The organism is Pantoea sp. GM01, assembly GCF_000282675.1.
Lineage (GTDB): Bacteria > Pseudomonadota > Gammaproteobacteria > Enterobacterales > Enterobacteriaceae > Pantoea > Pantoea nemavictus.
In genome coordinates this window covers 25,573-43,151 of sequence record NZ_AKIU01000006.1, presented here as the reverse complement: position 1 = coordinate 43,151, position 17,579 = coordinate 25,573, and the positions used below count along the sequence as shown (strand labels likewise).

The following is a 17,579-nucleotide window of genomic DNA, read 5'->3' as shown; positions in this document are numbered from 1 at the left end:
AATCTTGTCGGTGGCCTGTTTTTCATAAGGAAATCCAGCGCCTGAAGGTGGAAGTGTTACAGAGTATTCAAAAATCCACTCATCCTAGTCTGTCGTCCAGGCCGCAACCCGCAGCCCGCTAAGTGCCTGATTTAACATTACGTCTTACGCCATTGCTGCGTGTCCGTTCAATCCGGCAAAATGACTTATTTCGCTCTTTTTCCTGCCTGAATCTTTCCAGGGCAGAAACACCTGCATTATTCCATTGCTCACCAACATATAGCAAGGCGACTTTTGCCAAGCTGAGAAGTTTATTCATCCTTAACCTGTTCATTTGCAGGGCTAATCATCGCATCGTTGAAAATGTCGCCATTTTCAACGTTTCGTGACGCGACAAAGAGAGAGTTAAGCACAGAAAAAGGGGTGGCGCTATCCAGGGACACTAATTAGAATCGCCGCCATGAAAACAGAGAATCCCGGCGTACAGTATGTCGCCATTACGGCTGAAAATGCCGGACAACGTATTGATAACTTTTTGCGCACCCAGCTCAAGGGCGTGCCAAAAAGCATGATTTATCGCATTTTGCGTAAAGGTGAAGTGCGGGTGAACAAAAAACGCGTGAAACCCGAATATAAGCTGGAGGATGGCGACGAGCTGCGCATTCCGCCAGTTCGGGTTGCCGAGCGCGAGGAAAATACCGTTTCACCGAAGCTGGATAAAGTTGCGGCTCTGACCAACGCCATTCTGTACGAAGATGACTATTTGATGGTGATGAATAAACCCTCCGGTACAGCGGTGCACGGCGGCAGCGGATTAAGTTTTGGCGTGATTGAAGGATTGCGCGCGTTGCGTCCGGAAGCGCGTTTTCTCGAATTAGTACATCGCCTCGACCGCGATACTTCTGGCATCTTGCTGGTGGCGAAGAAGCGCTCGGCGCTGCGTTCGCTGCATGAGCAACTGCGTGAGAAGGGCATGCAGAAAGATTATCTGGCGCTGGTGCGCGGTGACTGGCCATCGCATCTGAAAGTGGTGCAGGCGCCACTGCTGAAGAATATTTTGCAGAGTGGTGAGCGCGTAGTGCGCGTGAGTGCTGAGGGTAAGCCCTCCGAGACGCGCTTTAAGGTTGAAGAGCGCTTCGGCTTTGCGACCCTGGTTAAAGCGAGCCCGGTGACGGGGCGTACGCATCAGATCCGCGTCCATACGCTGCATGGCGGACATCCCATCGCTTTTGACGATCGTTATGGCGATCGCGAATTTGACGCGCAGCTTAGTTCGACCGGCTTATCTCGGCTGTTCCTGCATGCCGCCGCCTTGACTTTTACCCATCCCAACACCGGAGAAGTGCTGCGGATGGAGGCGCCACTGGATGGCGCACTGAAGCACTGCCTGGCCCAGCTGCGCCAGAAAAAAGCCTGATTACGCGGGCATCAACATAGCGCGTTGATGCCCGCCGCTCTTAGCATCTCATTCAAAGCAATCAGCGGTAAGCCAATTAAGGTATTGGGATCGCGTCCTTCCAGTTTATCGAACAAACAAATCCCTAATCCCTCACTTTTAAAGCTACCTGCGCATTGCAGCGGCTGCTCCTTCTCCACATAACCGCGTATCTCTTCTGCACTTAACTGACGGAAATGGACAGTAAAAGGTTCGCAAATAACCCACCGTTTGCCGCTCTGCGGTTGTATCAGCGCCAGCCCGGTATAAAAGGTTATGGCATTGCCGCTGGCAGCAGCGAGCTGACGGCAGGCGTTCTCTACGGTATGCGGCTTGCCGGTAATCTCGCCATTTAACACGCAGACCTGATCGGAACCGACAATCCAGCTATTGGGATGATGTCCAGCAAGCGCCTCTGCCTTGGCTAAGGCCAGACGCTGCACCAGCTCGGGTGCCGATTCATCCATCAGCGGTGTTTCGTCACAATTGGGCGCAGCGGTAATAAAAGGCAGGCCCAATTTGTTCAGCAGCGCCTGACGAAAAGGAGAGGTAGAAGCTAATACCAAAGGTGTCATCATTTTTTTTCAGAATAGATAGCGTAAAGATGACAGTCATTTTAAACTATGCGCCGCACTGGATGCGACTAACGGGTGAAAGATGCCGTAAACCGGCCTTTTTCTTTGACTCTATGACGTTACAAAGTTAATATGCGCGCCCTATGCAAAAGGTAAAATTACCCCTGACGCTCGATCCGGTCCGCGCCGCGCAAAAACGCCTTGATTATCATGGTGTTTATGCACCTGAATTGGTGGCGCGCTTGGCCGAAACGGTCGTGAGTGTGGACAGTGAAGTTGAATGCGATATGTCGTTTGCGGTTGACAACCAGCGCCTCGCCGTTCTGCAAGGAACAGCCGAAGTGCAGGTGACTCTGTCATGTCAACGCTGCAACCAGTCGTTTCCACGTCATGTTCACGTAAGCTATTGCTTCAGTCCTGTCTCTTCTGATGAACAGGCCGAAGCACTACCGGAAGCCTACGAGCCAGTTGATGTCAATGATTTTGGTGAGATCGACTTGCTGGCGGTGATCGAAGATGAACTCATCCTCGCGCTGCCCGTGGTTCCGGTGCATGATTCTGAACACTGTGAAGTGTCCGACGCGGACATGGTATTTGGTCAATTGCCTCCAGAGGCAGAAAAACCAAATCCGTTTGCCGTATTAGCCAGTTTAAAGCGTAAGTAATAGGAGTAAGGTCCATGGCCGTACAACAGAATAAACCAACCCGTTCTAAGCGTGGTATGCGTCGTTCACACGATGCTCTGACCACTGCTGCTCTGTCAGTAGATAAAGTTTCTGGCGAAACTCATCTGCGTCACCATATCACTGCGGATGGTTACTACCGCGGTCGCAAGGTTATCACCAAGTAATCCTCGCGATTACACAAGGCGATACCTTGACACGTTTGACCCTGGCAGTTGATGCCATGGGCGGGGATTTCGGTCCCTGCGTGACAGTGCCTGCAGCCTTGCAGGCACTGGCCTCTCATTCGGAGCTGGTTCTTCTTCTGGTCGGTGATCCCGACATCATCTCGTCATTTCTTGCCAAAGCGGATTCCTCGTTACAGAGGCGTGTGCAGGTTATTCCTGCCGAATCGGTTATTGCAAGTGATGCCAAACCCTCTCAGGCAATTCGTAACAGCCGCGGCAGTTCAATGCGTGTGGCGTTAGAGTTGGTGAAAGAGGGTAAAGCGCAAGCCTGTGTCAGTGCGGGAAATACCGGCGCGTTGATGGGGCTGGCGAAAATGTTATTAAAACCGCTGGATGGCATAGATCGTCCGGCGCTGATGACGGTTTTACCGCATCAGCAACATGGCAAAACGGTGGTGCTGGATCTCGGTGCCAACGTCGAATCTGACAGCGCCATGCTGGTGCAGTTTGCGATTATGGGCGCAGTGATGGCCGAAGAAGTGCTGGAGATCGCCCAGCCGCGGGTGGCGTTGCTGAATATTGGTCAGGAAGAGACTAAAGGATTGGAAGCAATCCGCGCCGCATCTGCGGTGCTGCGAGCGTCACCGCAAATCAACTATATTGGTTATCTTGAGGGGAACGATCTCCTCACCGGCAAGACGGATGTGCTGGTCTGTGATGGCTTCGTGGGTAACGTCACGTTGAAGACCATGGAAGGCGTGGTAAGAATGTTCCTCTCTCTGCTGAAATCATCAGAGGAAGGAAAAAAACGGGCCTGGTGGCTAAAATTGTTGGGGCGCTGGATTCAAAAGCGCCTGGCAAAGCGTTTCGGCCACCTCAACCCCGACCAGTACAATGGCGCTTGTCTGTTAGGATTGCGCGGGACAGTGATCAAAAGCCACGGTGCGGCGAATCAACGTGCATTTGCCGTGGCGATAGAGCAGGCAGAGCAGACGGTGCGAAGGCAAGTCCCAGAGAGGATTGCGGCGCGCCTTGACACTGTATTAGCCAGGAGTGACAAAGCGTAGATGTTTACCAAAATTATCGGTACGGGCAGCTATTTGCCTGAGCAGATTCGCTCTAACGCGGATCTGGAAAAAATGGTCGAGACGACGGACGAGTGGATTGTCACCCGTACCGGCATCCGTGAGCGCCGCATTGCAGCACCGGATGAAACGGTCGCCACCATGGGCTTCACCGCAGCACAACGCGCGCTGGAAATGGCGGGTGTGAATGCGAGCGACGTTGGCCTGATCATTGTGGCCACGACGTCTTCCAGCCATGCCTTCCCAAGTTCTGCATGCATGATCCAGCAAATGCTGGAGATCAATGACTGCGCCGCTTTCGATTTGGCCGCTGCCTGTGCGGGCTTCACCTATGCACTGAGCGTTGCCGATCAATACATCAAAAATGGTGTCGTTAAACATGCTCTGGTGATCGGCGCAGACGTGTTAGCACGTACGCTCGATCCCAACGATCGCGGCACCATTATTCTGTTCGGTGATGGTGCGGGCGCTGTGGTGCTGAGCCAGAGCCAAGAGCCAGGCATCCTTTCCACTCATCTGCACGCCGATGGCCGTTACAGTAAGCTGTTAACGCTGCCGTATCAGGATCGTGCCCATCAGGATGAGCCGGCTTATCTAACAATGGCGGGCAATGAAGTCTTCAAAGTGGCGGTAACTGAACTGGCGCACATTGTTGATGAAACCCTGCAAGCCAACAATCTCGATCGTGAAATGCTCGACTGGCTGGTGCCGCATCAAGCGAACCTGCGCATAATTAGCGCAACCGCCAAAAAGCTGGGCATGGGCATGGAGAAAGTGGTGGTCACGCTGGATCGCCACGGCAATACCTCAGCCGCTTCCGTGCCAAGTGCGCTGGATGAAGCGGTGCGTGATGGCCGTATCAAGCCGGGACAACTGATTTTGCTAGAGGCCTTTGGTGGTGGTTTCACCTGGGGTTCTGCACTGGTTCGCTTTTGATTGACAGGAACGAAAGATGACGCAATTTGCTTATGTTTTCCCAGGACAGGGATCGCAGACTGTCGGCATGTTAGCCGAGCTGGCTGCCGAAAATCCGCAGGTTGAAGCCACTTTCCGTGAAGCTTCTGACGCGCTGGGTTATGACTTATGGCAGTTAGTCCAGCAAGGGCCGGCTGAAGAGTTGAATAAAACCTGGCAGACGCAGCCTGCGTTGCTGGCAGCTTCAGTTGCTATCTATCGTGTGTTGCAGAGCAAGAACGCAACGCAGCCAACGCTGATGGCTGGTCACAGCCTTGGTGAGTATTCTGCACTGGTTTGTGCTGGTGTGCTCGACTTCGCGGATGCCATTAAACTGGTTGAGCTGCGTGGCAAATTAATGCAGGAAGCGGTGCCAGAAGGCACGGGCGCAATGCAGGCTATTATTGGTCTGGACGATGCGTCCATTCGTAAAGCCTGCGAAGAGAGTGCGCAAGGCCAGGTGGTTTCACCGGTCAATTTCAACTCGCCAGGTCAGGTCGTGATCGCCGGTAATAAAGAAGCGGTTGAGCGTGCAGGTGCAGCGTGTAAAGCTGCTGGCGCCAAACGTGCGCTGCCATTGCCGGTGAGCGTGCCGTCACATTGCGCGCTGATGAAGCCGGCTGCCGATAAACTGGCGGTTGCGCTGGAAGCTATTACCTTTAACGCACCTGCCGTACCGGTGGTTAATAACGTTGATGTGAAGTGTGAAACCGACGGCGCTGCGATTCGAAGCGCGCTGGTACGTCAGCTGTATAGCCCAGTGCGCTGGACCGAAGCGGTCGAATTTATTGCTACACAAGGCGTAGAACAGCTGCTGGAGATCGGTCCAGGCAAAGTCCTGACCGGTCTGACCAAACGTATTGTGGATAGCCTGAGTGCCGCTGCCGTGAACGATTCTGCTTCACTGAGTGCGGCGCTTACACAGGAATAAGAGGAAAAACATGAGCTTTGAAGGTAAAGTAGCGCTGGTTACCGGTGCAAGCCGTGGTATTGGTCGCGCCATTGCGGAAACGCTGGCTGCGCGCGGTGCAAAAGTGGTGGGAACCGCCACCAGTGCGAGCGGTGCAGAAGCAATCAGTGCTTACCTCGGCGACAAGGGCAAAGGCCTGCTGCTGAACGTCACTGATGCAGCCTCAATTGAGAGCGTCCTCGAACAAGTTCGCGCCGAATTTGGCGAAGTGGACATTTTAGTCAATAATGCAGGCATTACGCGTGACAATCTGTTGATGCGCATGAAAGACGATGAATGGGCGGATATCCTTGATACCAACCTGACATCGGTCTTCCGTCTTTCTAAGGCGGTTATGCGTGCCATGATGAAAAAACGCGTGGGCCGTATCATTACCATCGGTTCTGTAGTTGGGACCATGGGTAACGCGGGTCAGGCAAACTATGCGGCAGCAAAAGCAGGTTTGATTGGCTTTAGCAAATCACTGGCGCGAGAAATTGCGTCACGTGGCATTACTGTAAACGTCGTGGCTCCGGGCTTTATTGAGACGGACATGACGCGTGCACTGAACGAAGATCAACGTTCGGGTATTTTGGCAGAAGTTCCTGCAGGTCGTTTAGGTGACCCGCAGGAGATTGCCAATGCTGTTGCATTCTTAGCCTCTGACGAAGCAGCCTACATCACGGGTGAGACGCTTCATGTCAACGGCGGCATGTACATGGTCTGATAATCACGAAAACATTTGCTTTATCTGCGGTAAACACCGCAGAATAACGCAAAATCGTGGTTCGACCAGCCGGGATTTTGTTGCATCTTTTTCAACATTTTATACACTACGAAAACCATCGCGAAAGCGAGTTTTGATAGGAAATTAAATAGTATGAGCGATATCGAACAACGCGTTAAGAAAATCGTAGCTGAGCAGCTGGGTGTTAAAGAAGACGAAGTGATTAACACTGCTTCTTTCGTTGAAGACCTTGGTGCAGATTCTCTTGACACCGTTGAGCTGGTAATGGCTCTGGAAGAAGAGTTTGATACTGAAATTCCAGACGAAGAAGCTGAGAAAATCACTACCGTTCAGGCAGCGATCGACTACATCAATAGCCATCAAGGCTAATGAATATCTTCAGGCGGTCACCTCGACCGCCTGAGTTTTATGTTTGCCCCACATAGCGTTATTTTTTCCCTCCCTGGAGGACGTGCGTGTCTAAGCGTCGTGTAGTTGTGACTGGTCTTGGCATGTTGTCTCCTGTCGGCAATACCGTAGAGTCTACCTGGAGTGCTCTCCTTGCCGGTCAGAGCGGCATTAGCCTGATCGACCATTTTGATACTAGTGCCTACGCAACGCGTTTTGCAGGCTTAGTAAGAGATTTCAATTGCGATGATTTCATCTCGCGCAAAGATCAGCGCAAGATGGATGACTTCATCCAATACGGCATCGTTGCTGGTATTCAGGCTATGGCAGACTCAGGTCTGGTCGTAACTGATGAGAATGCGGGTCGCATTGGTGCGGCAATCGGTTCTGGCATTGGCGGACTGGGTTTAATCGAAGATAACCACAGCTCGCTGGTCAACGGTGGTCCGCGTAAAATCAGCCCGTTCTTTGTACCGTCTACCATCGTAAACATGGTGGCAGGTCACCTCACCATTATGTATGGCCTGAAAGGCCCAAGCATCTCAATCGCAACGGCGTGTACCTCCGGCGTGCATAACATTGGTCATGCGGCGCGAATTATTGCGTATAACGATGCGGATGTGATGTTGGCCGGTGGTGCGGAAAAAGCCAGTACGCCATTAGGTGTCGGTGGTTTCGGTGCTGCACGTGCGCTCTCTACCCGTAATGACAATCCGCAGGCGGCAAGCCGTCCGTGGGATAAAGATCGTGACGGTTTCGTGTTGGGTGACGGTGCTGGCATTGTCGTACTGGAAGAGTACGAACACGCGAAGAAACGTGGTGCGAAGATTTATGCTGAAATTATTGGTTTCGGCATGAGCAGCGATGCTTACCACATGACGTCACCTCCGGAAGACGGTTCAGGCGCTGCAGCCGCGATGGTTAATGCACTGCGTGATGCGCAGCTGAACGCTGAGCAGATCGGCTATGTCAACGCGCACGGCACCTCAACGCCAGCCGGCGACAAAGCGGAAGCGCAGGCGGTGAAATCGGTATTTGGTGCTGCAGCTCACAGTGTGATGGTCAGTTCAACCAAGTCGATGACCGGTCATTTGCTGGGCGCTGCTGGTGCGGTAGAAGCGATTTATTCGATTCTGGCGCTGCGCGACCAGGCGATTCCACCGACCATCAACCTCGACAATCCTGACGAAGGTTGTGATCTGGACTTCGTGCCACATACGGCGCGCCAGATCAGCGGACTGGAGTACACGTTGTGTAACTCCTTCGGGTTTGGCGGCACCAACGGCTCGCTGATCTTCCGTAAGGTATAATCGCTCCTGAGCTATACAGAGGCCCGCAATGCGGGCCTTTTTTATATTGCTATTGTGGTGTTCAAGGTGACCAGCATGTGGATCAACGGCATACAACAAACCGAGCTTTCAGCACGCGATCGCAGCGTGCAATTTGGTGACGGCTGTTTTACCACCGCCGCCGTAATCAACGGAAAGGTTGTTTTACTGGATGCGCATCTGCAACGTCTGCGTAAGGGCTGCGAACGCTTATTCATGGCTGCACCCGACCTACCGCAACTCTCCGCTGAAATGTGCCAGGCTGCTCATGGAGAGATGCAGGCGGTACTCAAAGTTATTTTAACGCCAGGCGCAGGTGGCCGCGGTTACAGCCGCACCGGTTGCACCTCACCTACGCGTATTGTTTCGCTCTCTCCGTGGCCGCAGCACTACGCCGCCCTGCAACAGCAGGGTGCAGTGCTCCAGACTAGCCCAATACGTCTGGCGCGCAATCCGTTGCTGGCCGGTGTGAAGCATCTGAATCGCCTTGAGCAGGTAATGATTCGCCACCATCTTGACCAGACGGGCGGCGACGAGGCGCTGGTGCTTGACACTGAAGGGACGGTGGTGGAATGCTGTGCGGCCAATTTATTCTGGCGCAAAGGCGGCAACGTTTTTACGCCGCGCCTTGAACAAGCTGGCGTGGATGGCATTATGCGTCGTTATCTGATGGCACAGATGGCCGCGAATGGCCAAACTTGTCAGCTGATTGATGGCAGCAGGGACGAGGTGTTGAATGCCGATGAAGTGGTAATTTGTAACGCCCTGATGCCCGTTTTACCCGTGCGACAAATTGACGACGTTTCGTTTACCGCACGCTCGCTGTACCAGCAACTGCGCGCCAGTTGCCCGACGATGGAAGCATCATGACTCGAATGAAAAAAATTCTCGCAGGCGTAGTGGTTGTCGCAGGACTCGCCGCCGCCTTTAGCTATTGGCAGATTGAACGCTTAGCCGATACACCGTTAACACTGCAGCAGGAAACCATTTACACCTTGCCCGCCGGTAGCGGCCGCGTGGTGTTAGAAGCGCAGTTGGAAAGCCAGCACATTATTCCACAAAGTATCTGGTTTGGGCCGTTACTCAAACTGGAGCCCGAACTGGCAAAGTTTAAAGCGGGTACCTATCGCCTTGAAACTGGCATGACGGTGCGCCAGCTACTGCAACTTCTGGCAAGCGGTAAAGAAGCGCAATTCCCGGTGCGCTTTATTGAAGGTTCACGCTTAACCGAGTGGTTAGCGGAGCTGCGTAAAGCACCCTATTTGAAACATACGCTGACCGACGATCAATTTACCACCGTTGCCGCTGCGCTCAAGCTTGAGGTTAACCAACTGGAAGGCAGCTTCTATCCAGACACCTACCTTTATACCGCCAATACCAGCGATGTGGCGCTGCTGGAACGTGCGCATGCGCGTATGAATAAACTGGTTGATGAGATTTGGCAGGGGCGCATGGATAATCTGCCTTACAAGAAAGAGCAGGATTTAGTCACCATGGCGTCTATCATCGAAAAAGAAACCGGTGTAAGTGAAGAGCGCGCGCGCGTGGCATCAGTGTTTATCAATCGCCTGCGCACCGGCATGAAACTGCAAACCGATCCCACTGTCATTTATGGCATGGGTGATAGCTATGCTGGCACGCTAACGCGTAAAAACCTGGAAACGCCAACCGATTACAATACCTACACCATTAGCGGCTTACCGCCGGGACCGATTGCGATGCCAGGCCGTGCGTCACTCGAAGCGGCGGCGCATCCAGAGAAGACCAACTACCTCTATTTCGTCGCAGATGGCAAAGGTGGACACACCTTTACCACCAATCTGGCCAGCCATAATAAAGCGGTGCAGGTTTATCGGTTGGCCATGAAGGAAAAAAATGAAAAGTAAGTTTATCGTCATCGAAGGTCTGGAAGGCGCGGGCAAAACCACCGCACGTGATGCGTTGGTCGCCGTGCTGCATGAGCATGGCATTAATGACGTCGTCTACACGCGTGAGCCCGGCGGTACGCCATTGGCGGAACAGCTGCGGGTGTTGGTGAAGCAGGGCATCGAAGGTGAACAGGTTACCGATAAAGCGGAGCTGCTGATGCTGTACGCAGCCCGCGTGCAGTTGGTCGAAAACGTGATTAAACCCGCGTTGGCACGCGGTGCCTGGGTAGTCGGCGATCGTCACGATCTCTCATCACAAGCGTATCAGGGCGGCGGACGCGGCCTGGATGCGCAGCTCATGACCACGCTGCGCGATGCGGTACTGGGCGATTTCCGTCCCGATCTGACGCTGTATCTCGACGTAACGCCAGAAATTGGCTTACAGCGCGCTCGGGCTCGCGGTGAGCTGGATCGTATCGAGCAAGAGTCGCTGCGCTTTTTTGAACGCACACGTGAACGCTATTTAGCACTGGCGGCTGAGGATCCTAACATCCTGACCATTGACGCCACACAAAACATCGCAGACGTGACGATGTCACTTAAAGGTGCATTACGTCACTGGCTGGCAGATCAATCGGTATGAACTGGTATCCGTGGCTGAATCAGCCTTATCGACAGATCATCGCGCGTCATCAAAGTGGTCAGGCACATCACGCCTTGCTGGTACAGGCCATTGAAGGGATGGGCGATGATGCGCTGATATGGGGCGTAAGCCGTTGGTTGATGTGTTTGCAGCCGGAAGGGCTGAAAAGCTGTGGGCACTGCCACGGCTGCCAACTGATGCAGGCGCACACGCATCCGGATTGGTATCGCCTTGAAGCGGAGAAGGGCAAGTCTTCGCTCGGCATTGACGCGGTGCGCGACGTTACTGAAAAGCTTTACCATTTCGCCCAGCAGGGCGGCGCGAAGATCGTCTGGTTGCCCGACGCGTCACAGCTCACTGAAGCCGCTGCCAATGCGTTATTGAAAACGCTGGAAGAGCCACCGGTCAACTGTTGGTTTTTCCTCAGTGTGCGCGAGCCTTCGCGATTGCTGGCCACGCTACGCAGTCGCTGCATGACGTGGCATCTGTCGCCGCCGGAAGAGGCTCTGAGTTTGCAATGGTTGCAAAAACAGCAGCCGCAGCCGGAAGCTAAACTGCGTGCAGCCTTGCGCCTGAGTAATGGCGCACCTGCGGCCGCGTTGACGCTATTACAGCCTGAACGCTGGCAGGCACGTGAAACGCTGTGTGAGACGCTGATCAAAGCGCTTAACGGCGATGTGCTGCAACTGCTGCCCGCGCTGAACAGCGAGGATGTCGCCGAGCATCTTAGTTGGTTGATTTCGCTGCTGGTTGATGCAATGAAAGTGCAGCAGGGCGCGAGTCACTGGCTAAGTAACGGCGATCGTCCCGATGTGGTTACGCAACTGGCGCAGCAAATGAATAGCAGCTCGCTGAACAGCAGCGCGCAGCAGTGGATGCAATGCCGCGATCAACTGCTGCATGTAGCCGCGCTCAACCGTGAATTAATTCTCACCGATCGTTTACTCGCCTGGGGACGTTTACTCTCACCAGCAGTCGTCGGCTAAGCGAAAAAGAGATTTCTATGTTTATTGTCGATTCACACTGCCATCTTGATGGCCTTGATTACGAAAAACATCATCGCGATCTGGATGATGTCATCGCAAAAGCCGCCGCGCGCGATGTGAAGTTTATGCTCGCGATCGCCACCACCTTGCCGGATTACTACAAAATCAAACAGCTGGTTGGCGACCGTGAAAACATTGCGTTGGCCTGTGGCGTACATCCTCTGAATCAGGAGGCGCCGTACGACGTTGAAGAGTTTCGTCGCCTGGCCGCGGAAGATCGCGTCGTGGCGCTGGGTGAAACCGGGCTGGATTACTTCTATCAGCAGGAAACTAAAGCGCAGCAGCAAGCCTCGTTCCGCGAGCACATTCGCACCGGCATCGCACTGAATAAACCGATTATTGTGCATACGCGCGATGCGCGTGAGGATACGCTGGCGATTCTGCGTGAAGAGCAGGTAGAAAAATGTGGTGGCGTGCTGCACTGCTTCACTGAAGATAAGGAAACCGCGGCCAAGCTGCTGGATCTCGGCTTTTATATCTCTTTCTCCGGCATTTTAACGTTCCGCAACGCCGAGCAGATCCGCGATGCGGCGCGCTATGTGCCGCTGGATCGTATGCTGGTGGAGACGGATTCACCCTATCTGGCGCCGGTGCCGCATCGTGGTAAAGAAAACCAGCCCGCATTTACCCGCGATGTTGCGGACTACATGGCGGTGTTAAAAGGTGTCGATATTGAGACGCTGGCCGCAGCCACCACGGAAAATTTCTCCCGCCTGTTCCATATCCCAATGAGCCGTCTCGGCTGCTAACGGCTTTATTTCAAACACTGTAATTAATCACAAATAATACAGCTGCACTGCGTCTTCATCGACGCAGGCAGTGTTTTATTGCTGTTTATTAGCTCAAGTCAGTAAGAAATGACTGAAAGGATATCCCTCTCCTTAGCGAAATGTGATGGCCGTCAATTTAACAATTAGCGATTTATTTTACTCTTCGTAATAAATCAAAAGACGCTCAGCGTCACCCCGGCGAAGGATCCTCCCCCTGAGCCATGCGCACTGCGCAAAAAAATTGCACTCATACTCAGGAGTTTCTATGTTCAAGAACGCATTTGCGAACCTGCAGAAAGTAGGTAAATCGCTGATGTTGCCGGTATCGGTTCTGCCGATTGCCGGTATTTTGTTAGGTGTTGGTTCTGCAAACTTTAGCTGGCTGCCGGAAGTGGTTTCCCACGTAATGGCCGAAGCGGGTGGTTCGGTATTTGCCAATATGCCGCTGATCTTTGCGATTGGTGTAGCGCTAGGCTTTACCAATAACGACGGCGTTTCAGCGCTGGCGGCTGTGGTTGCTTACGGCATCATGGTGAAAACCATGGCGGTGGTCGCGCCACTGGTGCTGCATATCTCGGCTGCGGAAATCGAAGCTAAGCATCTGGCAGATACCGGTGTGCTCGGCGGGATTATTGCCGGCTCGATTGCTGCCTATATGTTTAATCGCTTCTATCGCATCAAGCTACCTGAGTATCTCGGCTTCTTTGCGGGCAAGCGCTTTGTGCCGATCATCTCGGGCCTGGCGGCAATTTTCACCGGTGTGGTGTTGTCGTTCATCTGGCCACCAATCGGTACCGCTATTCAGAACTTCTCGCAGTGGGCAGCCTATCAAAACCCGGTGGTCGCCTTTGGACTGTACGGTCTGATTGAGCGTTCGCTGGTGCCGTTTGGTCTGCATCACATCTGGAACGTTCCTTTCCAGATGCAGATTGGTGAATTCACCAATGCGGCAGGTCAGGTATTCCACGGTGATATTCCGCGCTACATGGCGGGCGACCCAACCGCAGGCAAACTGTCTGGCGGCTTCCTGTTCAAAATGTATGGTCTGCCAGCCGCTGCTATCGCGATTTGGCACTCGGCTAAACCAGAAAACCGCGCCAAAGTGGGCGGCATCATGATCTCGGCCGCGCTGACCTCGTTCCTGACCGGTATTACCGAACCGATCGAGTTCGCCTTCATGTTCGTCGCGCCGATTCTGTATGTGATCCACGCGATTCTGGCAGGTCTGGCATTCCCAATCTGTATTCTGCTCGGTATGCGTGACGGCACCAGTTTCTCACACGGTTTGATCGACTTTATCGTGCTGAGCGGCAACAGCAGCAAAATCTGGCTGTTCCCGATTGTCGGCATCATTTACGGCCTGATTTACTACACCGTATTCCGTTTCCTGATTGTGAAACTGAACCTGAAAACACCTGGCCGCGAGGACACTGCAATGGAGCAGAGCAGCGCAACCGGCAGCGAAATGGCGGGCAAACTGGTTACCGCGTTTGGTGGTAAAGAGAACATCACTAATCTGGATGCCTGCATTACCCGTCTGCGCGTGAGCGTGGCGGATGTGGGTAAAGTGGATCAAGCTGAATTGAAAACGCTGGGTGCACGTGGCGTCGTGGTGGCAGGTTCAGGCGTTCAGGCAATTTTCGGTACTAAGTCCGATAACCTGAAAACCGAAATGGATGACTATATCCGCAGTATGTAACCTAAGTTGGCGGGCAGAGCCGGTGCGATGAAGCGGCGTCAGATCGTAAAGACGCCATAAACCATCCCCTGGGGCTCGCCCCAAGCCATCCATGGCTTGGGATGCTTTACTCCTCTGCCGCCGCTTCAATGCACTTTAATTTCGGTGCCTAAAAATGCCCTCCAATGAGGGCATTTTTTATTACAAGTAGACCCGCAAATACTCCGTCAAACACAGCAGCGCCATTGCCTGGCCATACGGCATCGAGGTAAGCGGTATCTGGCGGTAATACTCCAGATCGCTGCCCATTGCCGTGCCGAACGATACCTGCTTCAACTCCCCATCCTGGTCGATATTGCCGATTACCCCGCGCAACGCTTTCTCCGCCATGGGGAGATATTCTGCGGAGAGATAATGTTTGCGCACCGCCTTGAGAATGCCGTAGGCGAAACCGGCGGTAGCAGAGGCTTCAGGGTAGCTGTTGGGATCGTCGAGCAAGGTATGCCACAAACCGCTGCTGTGCTGACAACTGCTCAGTGCCTTCACCTGACTCTCCAGCACCTGCTGCAGGAAACGGCGCGTTGCATGCTGTTGTGGCCAGTTCATCATTTCGAGAAAATCAGGGATCACGATGGTGAGCCAGCTGTTGCCGCGCGCCCAACGTGCGTTGGCAAAATTGTGTCGCCCATCAAACGTCCAGCCGTGGAACCACAAACCGGTTTGGCGATCCATCAAATATTGGGTATGAATCAGGAACTGATAGCTGGCTTCCTCCACAAACTCTGGGCGATCGAGCAGCTGACCAATCTTCGCCAGCGCCATCACGCTCATCATTAGCGTATCGTCCCACAGCTGTTGGGTATTTTCGTTGTTATAGACGATGTGCTGCAAGCCGTCTTGCTCGGTGCGTGGCATCTCATACATTACCCATTCTGCCCAACGCTCCAGCACTGGCCGCCATGCCGCATTTCGCGTCTCTTCATAACGGTAGGCCAGCGTCAAAAACGGACAAACCGTATTGACGTTCTTGGTCGGCGTACCTTCCGCCAACCGCGTACTGAACCAGTCATCAATAATCTTCAACGTCGCCTGATCGCCGGTTTGTTGATAATAGTGCAGCATGCCGTATAGACCGATGCCATGCGTCCACTCCCAACCGGCCCAGCCTTTGGTATCGATCACCCGCCCATCGTCAAGGCGCAGCAAAAACTCACCGCTATGGTCGGTAATATTCACCAGATTCTGCGTGAGCTGATGAATCAACTGCACCAGTTCGGTTCGTGGCAACAGATACTCAGGTTGACGTAGCAATGCGCTGTGCTTTACAGGAAATACAGTCATGGTTCATTCCTATCATTAATCAGGGTAGTAGGTAGAGAAGGTAAAGATCGCGGCTGGCTCGGCAGCGGCGGCGCAGCCGCTTTATGCCGATTGAGATAACCGACGTTGTTATTGCCCCACAGATTTTCATACGGCATGCCCGCCAGCATTTCGACGATGCCGCGCGCCTGTGGCGTAATGCGTTCAGGCACCACGCGTCCGGCTGCGCGCATCTTCAGCGTCTCTTCACGCAGCACGGTGTGAGTTTGCAGGTTGAGCTTGAAACGCAGTGAGATAATGAAGCCGCAGGCCAGCACGCAAAGGGTGCCAACGCTGAGAATCGCCAAAATGGTATGGCCGACGGCAGGCACTTGGGTGGCCTGGCCGGAGGAGAAACCGGCTAACTGTAATACGATGCCGACAAACATCACCGCACCCGCCTGCGACGCCTTACGCGTCAGCGTCATAATGCCGGCGAAAATGCCTTCGCGACGCTGGCCGGTAATCACTTCATCGACGTCAGCAATATAGGTGTAGGTGTTCCACGGCACATAATTGATGCCGCCGCGACCAAGACCGGCAAGGCCTGAAATCAGTACCAGCAGCGCGAAGTTGTCGTTCATGCCGGTGTACCACAAGCCAGCGTAGGAGAGGGCGCTGAGACCGAACAGTACGACCACCATGCGATAGGCGGGGGCGGGTCCAAGGCGGATACACAGCGGAATCATCGCCATCACCGCAATAAACTGCATCACCGCCATGGTGCCCATCAGATTGGACGCGATTTGGGCACTTTGCATCAACACAAACACCACATACCAGGTGAATACCGCGTTGAACACGTCCTGCGCAATATAGCCGCCAAGATACATCCCAAGATGCTGACGAAAAATGCGAATGCGCAGCGTTGAGGCCAGCTCGGTGTAGAGGCGTTTCAGGCTCTGCATCAGCGTCAACTGTGATTTCTCCTGCTCTGCACGACGTGATTCGGCAGAGAAGTCGTCTGGATCGCGCTCCCAGGTAAACAGCCACACCAGCGTTAACACCAGCGCACAAATTACCGAGAACACCAGGCTGGCGTAGAAGAAGGAGATAGGATTTTCTTTGCCAAACCAGCCAATCAATACGCCCGGCAGGAATGCCGCCAGAATGGCCGAGAGTTGCGCCAGGCCAATACGCGCGCCGGAGAAGCGGGTTTTCTGTTTGAAATCGTCGGTCATCTCCGGTACCAGCGTTTCATAAGGCACCAGGATCATGGTGTAGACCATATCGAACAGCAGATAGGTCAGCAGATACCACCAGAAACTCATGTCGCCAACCCACATCAGGCTGTAGCTGAACACACAAGGGATGCCGAGCAGGATAAAGAACTTGCGGCGGCCAAAACGTTTGCCAAGCCAGGTTGAACCGAAGTTATCGGTCAGGAATCCCATCAGCGGGCTTACGACCGCATCCAGCACGCGGGCGGCGGCAAAAATGAACGTGGCCTGAATCGGCGAGAGCCCGCAAAAGGTGGTGTAGAAGTAGAGCAGCCAGGCGGCAGTCAGCGCCGTGGTGCCTGCACCGAGGAAATCCCCGGAACCATAGGCCAGATAATGGCCCAGGCCAATCTTACGAGAGCGCATGGCAGGTTCTCCTTGAATTAGTCGGTAAACACATCCCTCATCACTCCGTACAACTTGCTCGGATTGGATTGAAAGTAGAGCGGCTTAAGCCGGCAAACCTTCGTGATTTCGCAATGCTTTAAAACGTCGTGGCAAAATCACAAAGAAAATGGCGTGATATCTCTAATTTATAAAACAGCGTTTCATTTTTGTGGTTAATCAGATGTGAGAAATGCGAGGTGCAGCACAGGGCAGGCAAAATGACAAAACGGCGTAAACGCAGCCATTTAATGCAGGAATTGTGGTCCTGAGGTTGAAAGAAATGGAATTCCTCACGCATACTGCCTGACTGAACTCAGG

Annotated in this window: 19 protein-coding genes; 15 read left to right on the top strand and 4 right to left on the bottom strand. The window is 53.5% G+C overall.

From position 1 onward, the window contains the following. Positions 1 to 118 precede the first annotated feature (118 nt). Complete coding sequence (locus tag PMI17_RS25295; protein WP_152929112.1) at positions 119 to 298, bottom strand: hypothetical protein; 180 nt, start codon at positions 296 to 298, stop codon at positions 119 to 121. Between the two features lie 141 nt (positions 299 to 439). Between PMI17_RS25295 and rluC the strand changes: the two genes are divergently transcribed. Continuing rightward, complete coding sequence (gene rluC / locus PMI17_RS02625; protein WP_007885787.1) at positions 440 to 1,396, top strand: 23S rRNA pseudouridine(955/2504/2580) synthase RluC; 957 nt, start codon at positions 440 to 442, stop codon at positions 1,394 to 1,396. Positions 1,397 to 1,407: 11 nt separating this feature from the next. Here the strand turns inward: rluC and PMI17_RS02620 are convergent, their stop codons facing one another. Continuing rightward, a complete protein-coding gene (locus PMI17_RS02620; protein ID WP_193372770.1) occupies positions 1,408 to 1,989 on the bottom strand; it encodes a nucleoside triphosphate pyrophosphatase in 582 nt (193 codons plus the stop codon). Between the two features lie 143 nt (positions 1,990 to 2,132). Between PMI17_RS02620 and yceD the strand changes: the two genes are divergently transcribed. The 14 genes from yceD (at position 2,133) to ptsG (ending at position 14,316) form a co-directional block, all read left to right on the top strand. After that, complete coding sequence (gene yceD / locus PMI17_RS02615; protein WP_007885785.1) at positions 2,133 to 2,654, top strand: 23S rRNA accumulation protein YceD; 522 nt, start codon at positions 2,133 to 2,135, stop codon at positions 2,652 to 2,654. Positions 2,655 to 2,668: 14 nt separating this feature from the next. Beyond that, complete coding sequence (gene rpmF, locus PMI17_RS02610; protein ID WP_007885783.1) at positions 2,669 to 2,839, top strand: 50S ribosomal protein L32; 171 nt, start codon at positions 2,669 to 2,671, stop codon at positions 2,837 to 2,839. 26 nt (positions 2,840 to 2,865) lie between these two features. After that, on the top strand, positions 2,866 to 3,906 hold the full coding sequence (gene plsX, locus PMI17_RS02605) for a phosphate acyltransferase PlsX (protein ID WP_007885781.1): 1,041 nt from the start codon (positions 2,866 to 2,868) through the stop codon (positions 3,904 to 3,906). Continuing rightward, positions 3,907 to 4,860 carry a beta-ketoacyl-ACP synthase III gene (locus PMI17_RS02600; RefSeq protein ID WP_007885779.1) on the top strand — a complete coding sequence of 318 codons (954 nt, stop codon included), beginning with the start codon at positions 3,907 to 3,909 and terminating at the stop codon, positions 4,858 to 4,860. 16 nt (positions 4,861 to 4,876) lie between these two features. After that, on the top strand, positions 4,877 to 5,809 hold the full coding sequence (gene fabD, locus PMI17_RS02595) for an ACP S-malonyltransferase (protein ID WP_007885777.1): 933 nt from the start codon (positions 4,877 to 4,879) through the stop codon (positions 5,807 to 5,809). 10 nt (positions 5,810 to 5,819) lie between these two features. After that, complete coding sequence (gene fabG / locus PMI17_RS02590) at positions 5,820 to 6,554, top strand: 3-oxoacyl-ACP reductase FabG (protein WP_007885776.1); 735 nt, start codon at positions 5,820 to 5,822, stop codon at positions 6,552 to 6,554. A gap of 153 nt (positions 6,555 to 6,707) precedes the next feature. Further along, complete coding sequence (gene acpP / locus PMI17_RS02585; RefSeq protein ID WP_007885774.1) at positions 6,708 to 6,944, top strand: acyl carrier protein; 237 nt, start codon at positions 6,708 to 6,710, stop codon at positions 6,942 to 6,944. An 86-nt stretch (positions 6,945 to 7,030) separates the two neighbouring features. Further along, a complete protein-coding gene (gene fabF / locus PMI17_RS02580) occupies positions 7,031 to 8,272 on the top strand; it encodes a beta-ketoacyl-ACP synthase II (RefSeq protein WP_007885772.1) in 1,242 nt (413 codons plus the stop codon). Positions 8,273 to 8,347: 75 nt separating this feature from the next. Beyond that, complete coding sequence (gene pabC / locus PMI17_RS02575) at positions 8,348 to 9,160, top strand: aminodeoxychorismate lyase (RefSeq protein WP_007885771.1); 813 nt, start codon at positions 8,348 to 8,350, stop codon at positions 9,158 to 9,160. Further along, positions 9,157 to 10,176, top strand: a complete 1,020-nt coding sequence (mltG, locus tag PMI17_RS02570) for an endolytic transglycosylase MltG (protein WP_007885770.1) — start codon at positions 9,157 to 9,159, stop codon at positions 10,174 to 10,176. The genes pabC and mltG overlap by 4 nt, the downstream gene beginning before the upstream one ends. After that, on the top strand, positions 10,166 to 10,801 hold the full coding sequence (gene tmk / locus PMI17_RS02565; RefSeq protein ID WP_007885769.1) for a dTMP kinase: 636 nt from the start codon (positions 10,166 to 10,168) through the stop codon (positions 10,799 to 10,801). The genes mltG and tmk overlap by 11 nt, the downstream gene beginning before the upstream one ends. Next, positions 10,798 to 11,787, top strand: coding sequence for a DNA polymerase III subunit delta' (gene holB, locus PMI17_RS02560; protein ID WP_007885768.1), 990 nt, complete (start codon positions 10,798 to 10,800; stop codon positions 11,785 to 11,787). Before tmk ends, holB begins: the two co-directional genes overlap by 4 nt. Positions 11,788 to 11,804: 17 nt before the next feature. Next, positions 11,805 to 12,596, top strand: a complete 792-nt coding sequence (locus PMI17_RS02555; protein WP_007885767.1) for a metal-dependent hydrolase — start codon at positions 11,805 to 11,807, stop codon at positions 12,594 to 12,596. A 286-nt stretch (positions 12,597 to 12,882) separates the two neighbouring features. Beyond that, entirely contained in the window at positions 12,883 to 14,316 is a 1,434-nt protein-coding gene (gene ptsG, locus PMI17_RS02550) for a PTS glucose transporter subunit IIBC (protein ID WP_007885765.1), read from the top strand. A gap of 180 nt (positions 14,317 to 14,496) precedes the next feature. Here ptsG and PMI17_RS02545 read toward each other — a convergent pair whose 3' ends face one another. After that, complete coding sequence (locus PMI17_RS02545) at positions 14,497 to 15,636, bottom strand: glycoside hydrolase family 105 protein (protein WP_007885760.1); 1,140 nt, start codon at positions 15,634 to 15,636, stop codon at positions 14,497 to 14,499. Then, positions 15,633 to 17,240 (bottom strand): MFS transporter, encoded by a 1,608-nt coding sequence (locus PMI17_RS02540; protein ID WP_007885757.1) that lies wholly within the window; start codon positions 17,238 to 17,240, stop codon positions 15,633 to 15,635. The genes PMI17_RS02545 and PMI17_RS02540 overlap by 4 nt, the downstream gene beginning before the upstream one ends. Between the last annotated feature and the right edge of the window lie 339 nt (positions 17,241 to 17,579).

What these genes read in the sequence shown, in the direction of transcription:
- PMI17_RS25295 (WP_152929112.1), bottom strand. Translation starts at nt 298, where the DNA reads ATGAATAAACTTCTCAGCTTGGCAAAAGTCGCCTTGCTATATGTTGGT.
- rluC (WP_007885787.1), top strand. Translation starts at nt 440, where the DNA reads ATGAAAACAGAGAATCCCGGCGTACAGTATGTCGCCATTACGGCTGAA.
- PMI17_RS02620 (WP_193372770.1), bottom strand. Translation starts at nt 1,989, where the DNA reads ATGACACCTTTGGTATTAGCTTCTACCTCTCCTTTTCGTCAGGCGCTG.
- yceD (WP_007885785.1), top strand. Translation starts at nt 2,133, where the DNA reads ATGCAAAAGGTAAAATTACCCCTGACGCTCGATCCGGTCCGCGCCGCG.
- rpmF (WP_007885783.1), top strand. Translation starts at nt 2,669, where the DNA reads ATGGCCGTACAACAGAATAAACCAACCCGTTCTAAGCGTGGTATGCGT.
- PMI17_RS02600 (WP_007885779.1), top strand. Translation starts at nt 3,907, where the DNA reads ATGTTTACCAAAATTATCGGTACGGGCAGCTATTTGCCTGAGCAGATT.
- fabD (WP_007885777.1), top strand. Translation starts at nt 4,877, where the DNA reads ATGACGCAATTTGCTTATGTTTTCCCAGGACAGGGATCGCAGACTGTC.
- fabG (WP_007885776.1), top strand. Translation starts at nt 5,820, where the DNA reads ATGAGCTTTGAAGGTAAAGTAGCGCTGGTTACCGGTGCAAGCCGTGGT.
- acpP (WP_007885774.1), top strand. Translation starts at nt 6,708, where the DNA reads ATGAGCGATATCGAACAACGCGTTAAGAAAATCGTAGCTGAGCAGCTG.
- pabC (WP_007885771.1), top strand. Translation starts at nt 8,348, where the DNA reads ATGTGGATCAACGGCATACAACAAACCGAGCTTTCAGCACGCGATCGC.
- mltG (WP_007885770.1), top strand. Translation starts at nt 9,157, where the DNA reads ATGACTCGAATGAAAAAAATTCTCGCAGGCGTAGTGGTTGTCGCAGGA.
- tmk (WP_007885769.1), top strand. Translation starts at nt 10,166, where the DNA reads ATGAAAAGTAAGTTTATCGTCATCGAAGGTCTGGAAGGCGCGGGCAAA.
- holB (WP_007885768.1), top strand. Translation starts at nt 10,798, where the DNA reads ATGAACTGGTATCCGTGGCTGAATCAGCCTTATCGACAGATCATCGCG.
- PMI17_RS02555 (WP_007885767.1), top strand. Translation starts at nt 11,805, where the DNA reads ATGTTTATTGTCGATTCACACTGCCATCTTGATGGCCTTGATTACGAA.
- ptsG (WP_007885765.1), top strand. Translation starts at nt 12,883, where the DNA reads ATGTTCAAGAACGCATTTGCGAACCTGCAGAAAGTAGGTAAATCGCTG.
- PMI17_RS02545 (WP_007885760.1), bottom strand. Translation starts at nt 15,636, where the DNA reads ATGACTGTATTTCCTGTAAAGCACAGCGCATTGCTACGTCAACCTGAG.
- PMI17_RS02540 (WP_007885757.1), bottom strand. Translation starts at nt 17,240, where the DNA reads ATGCGCTCTCGTAAGATTGGCCTGGGCCATTATCTGGCCTATGGTTCC.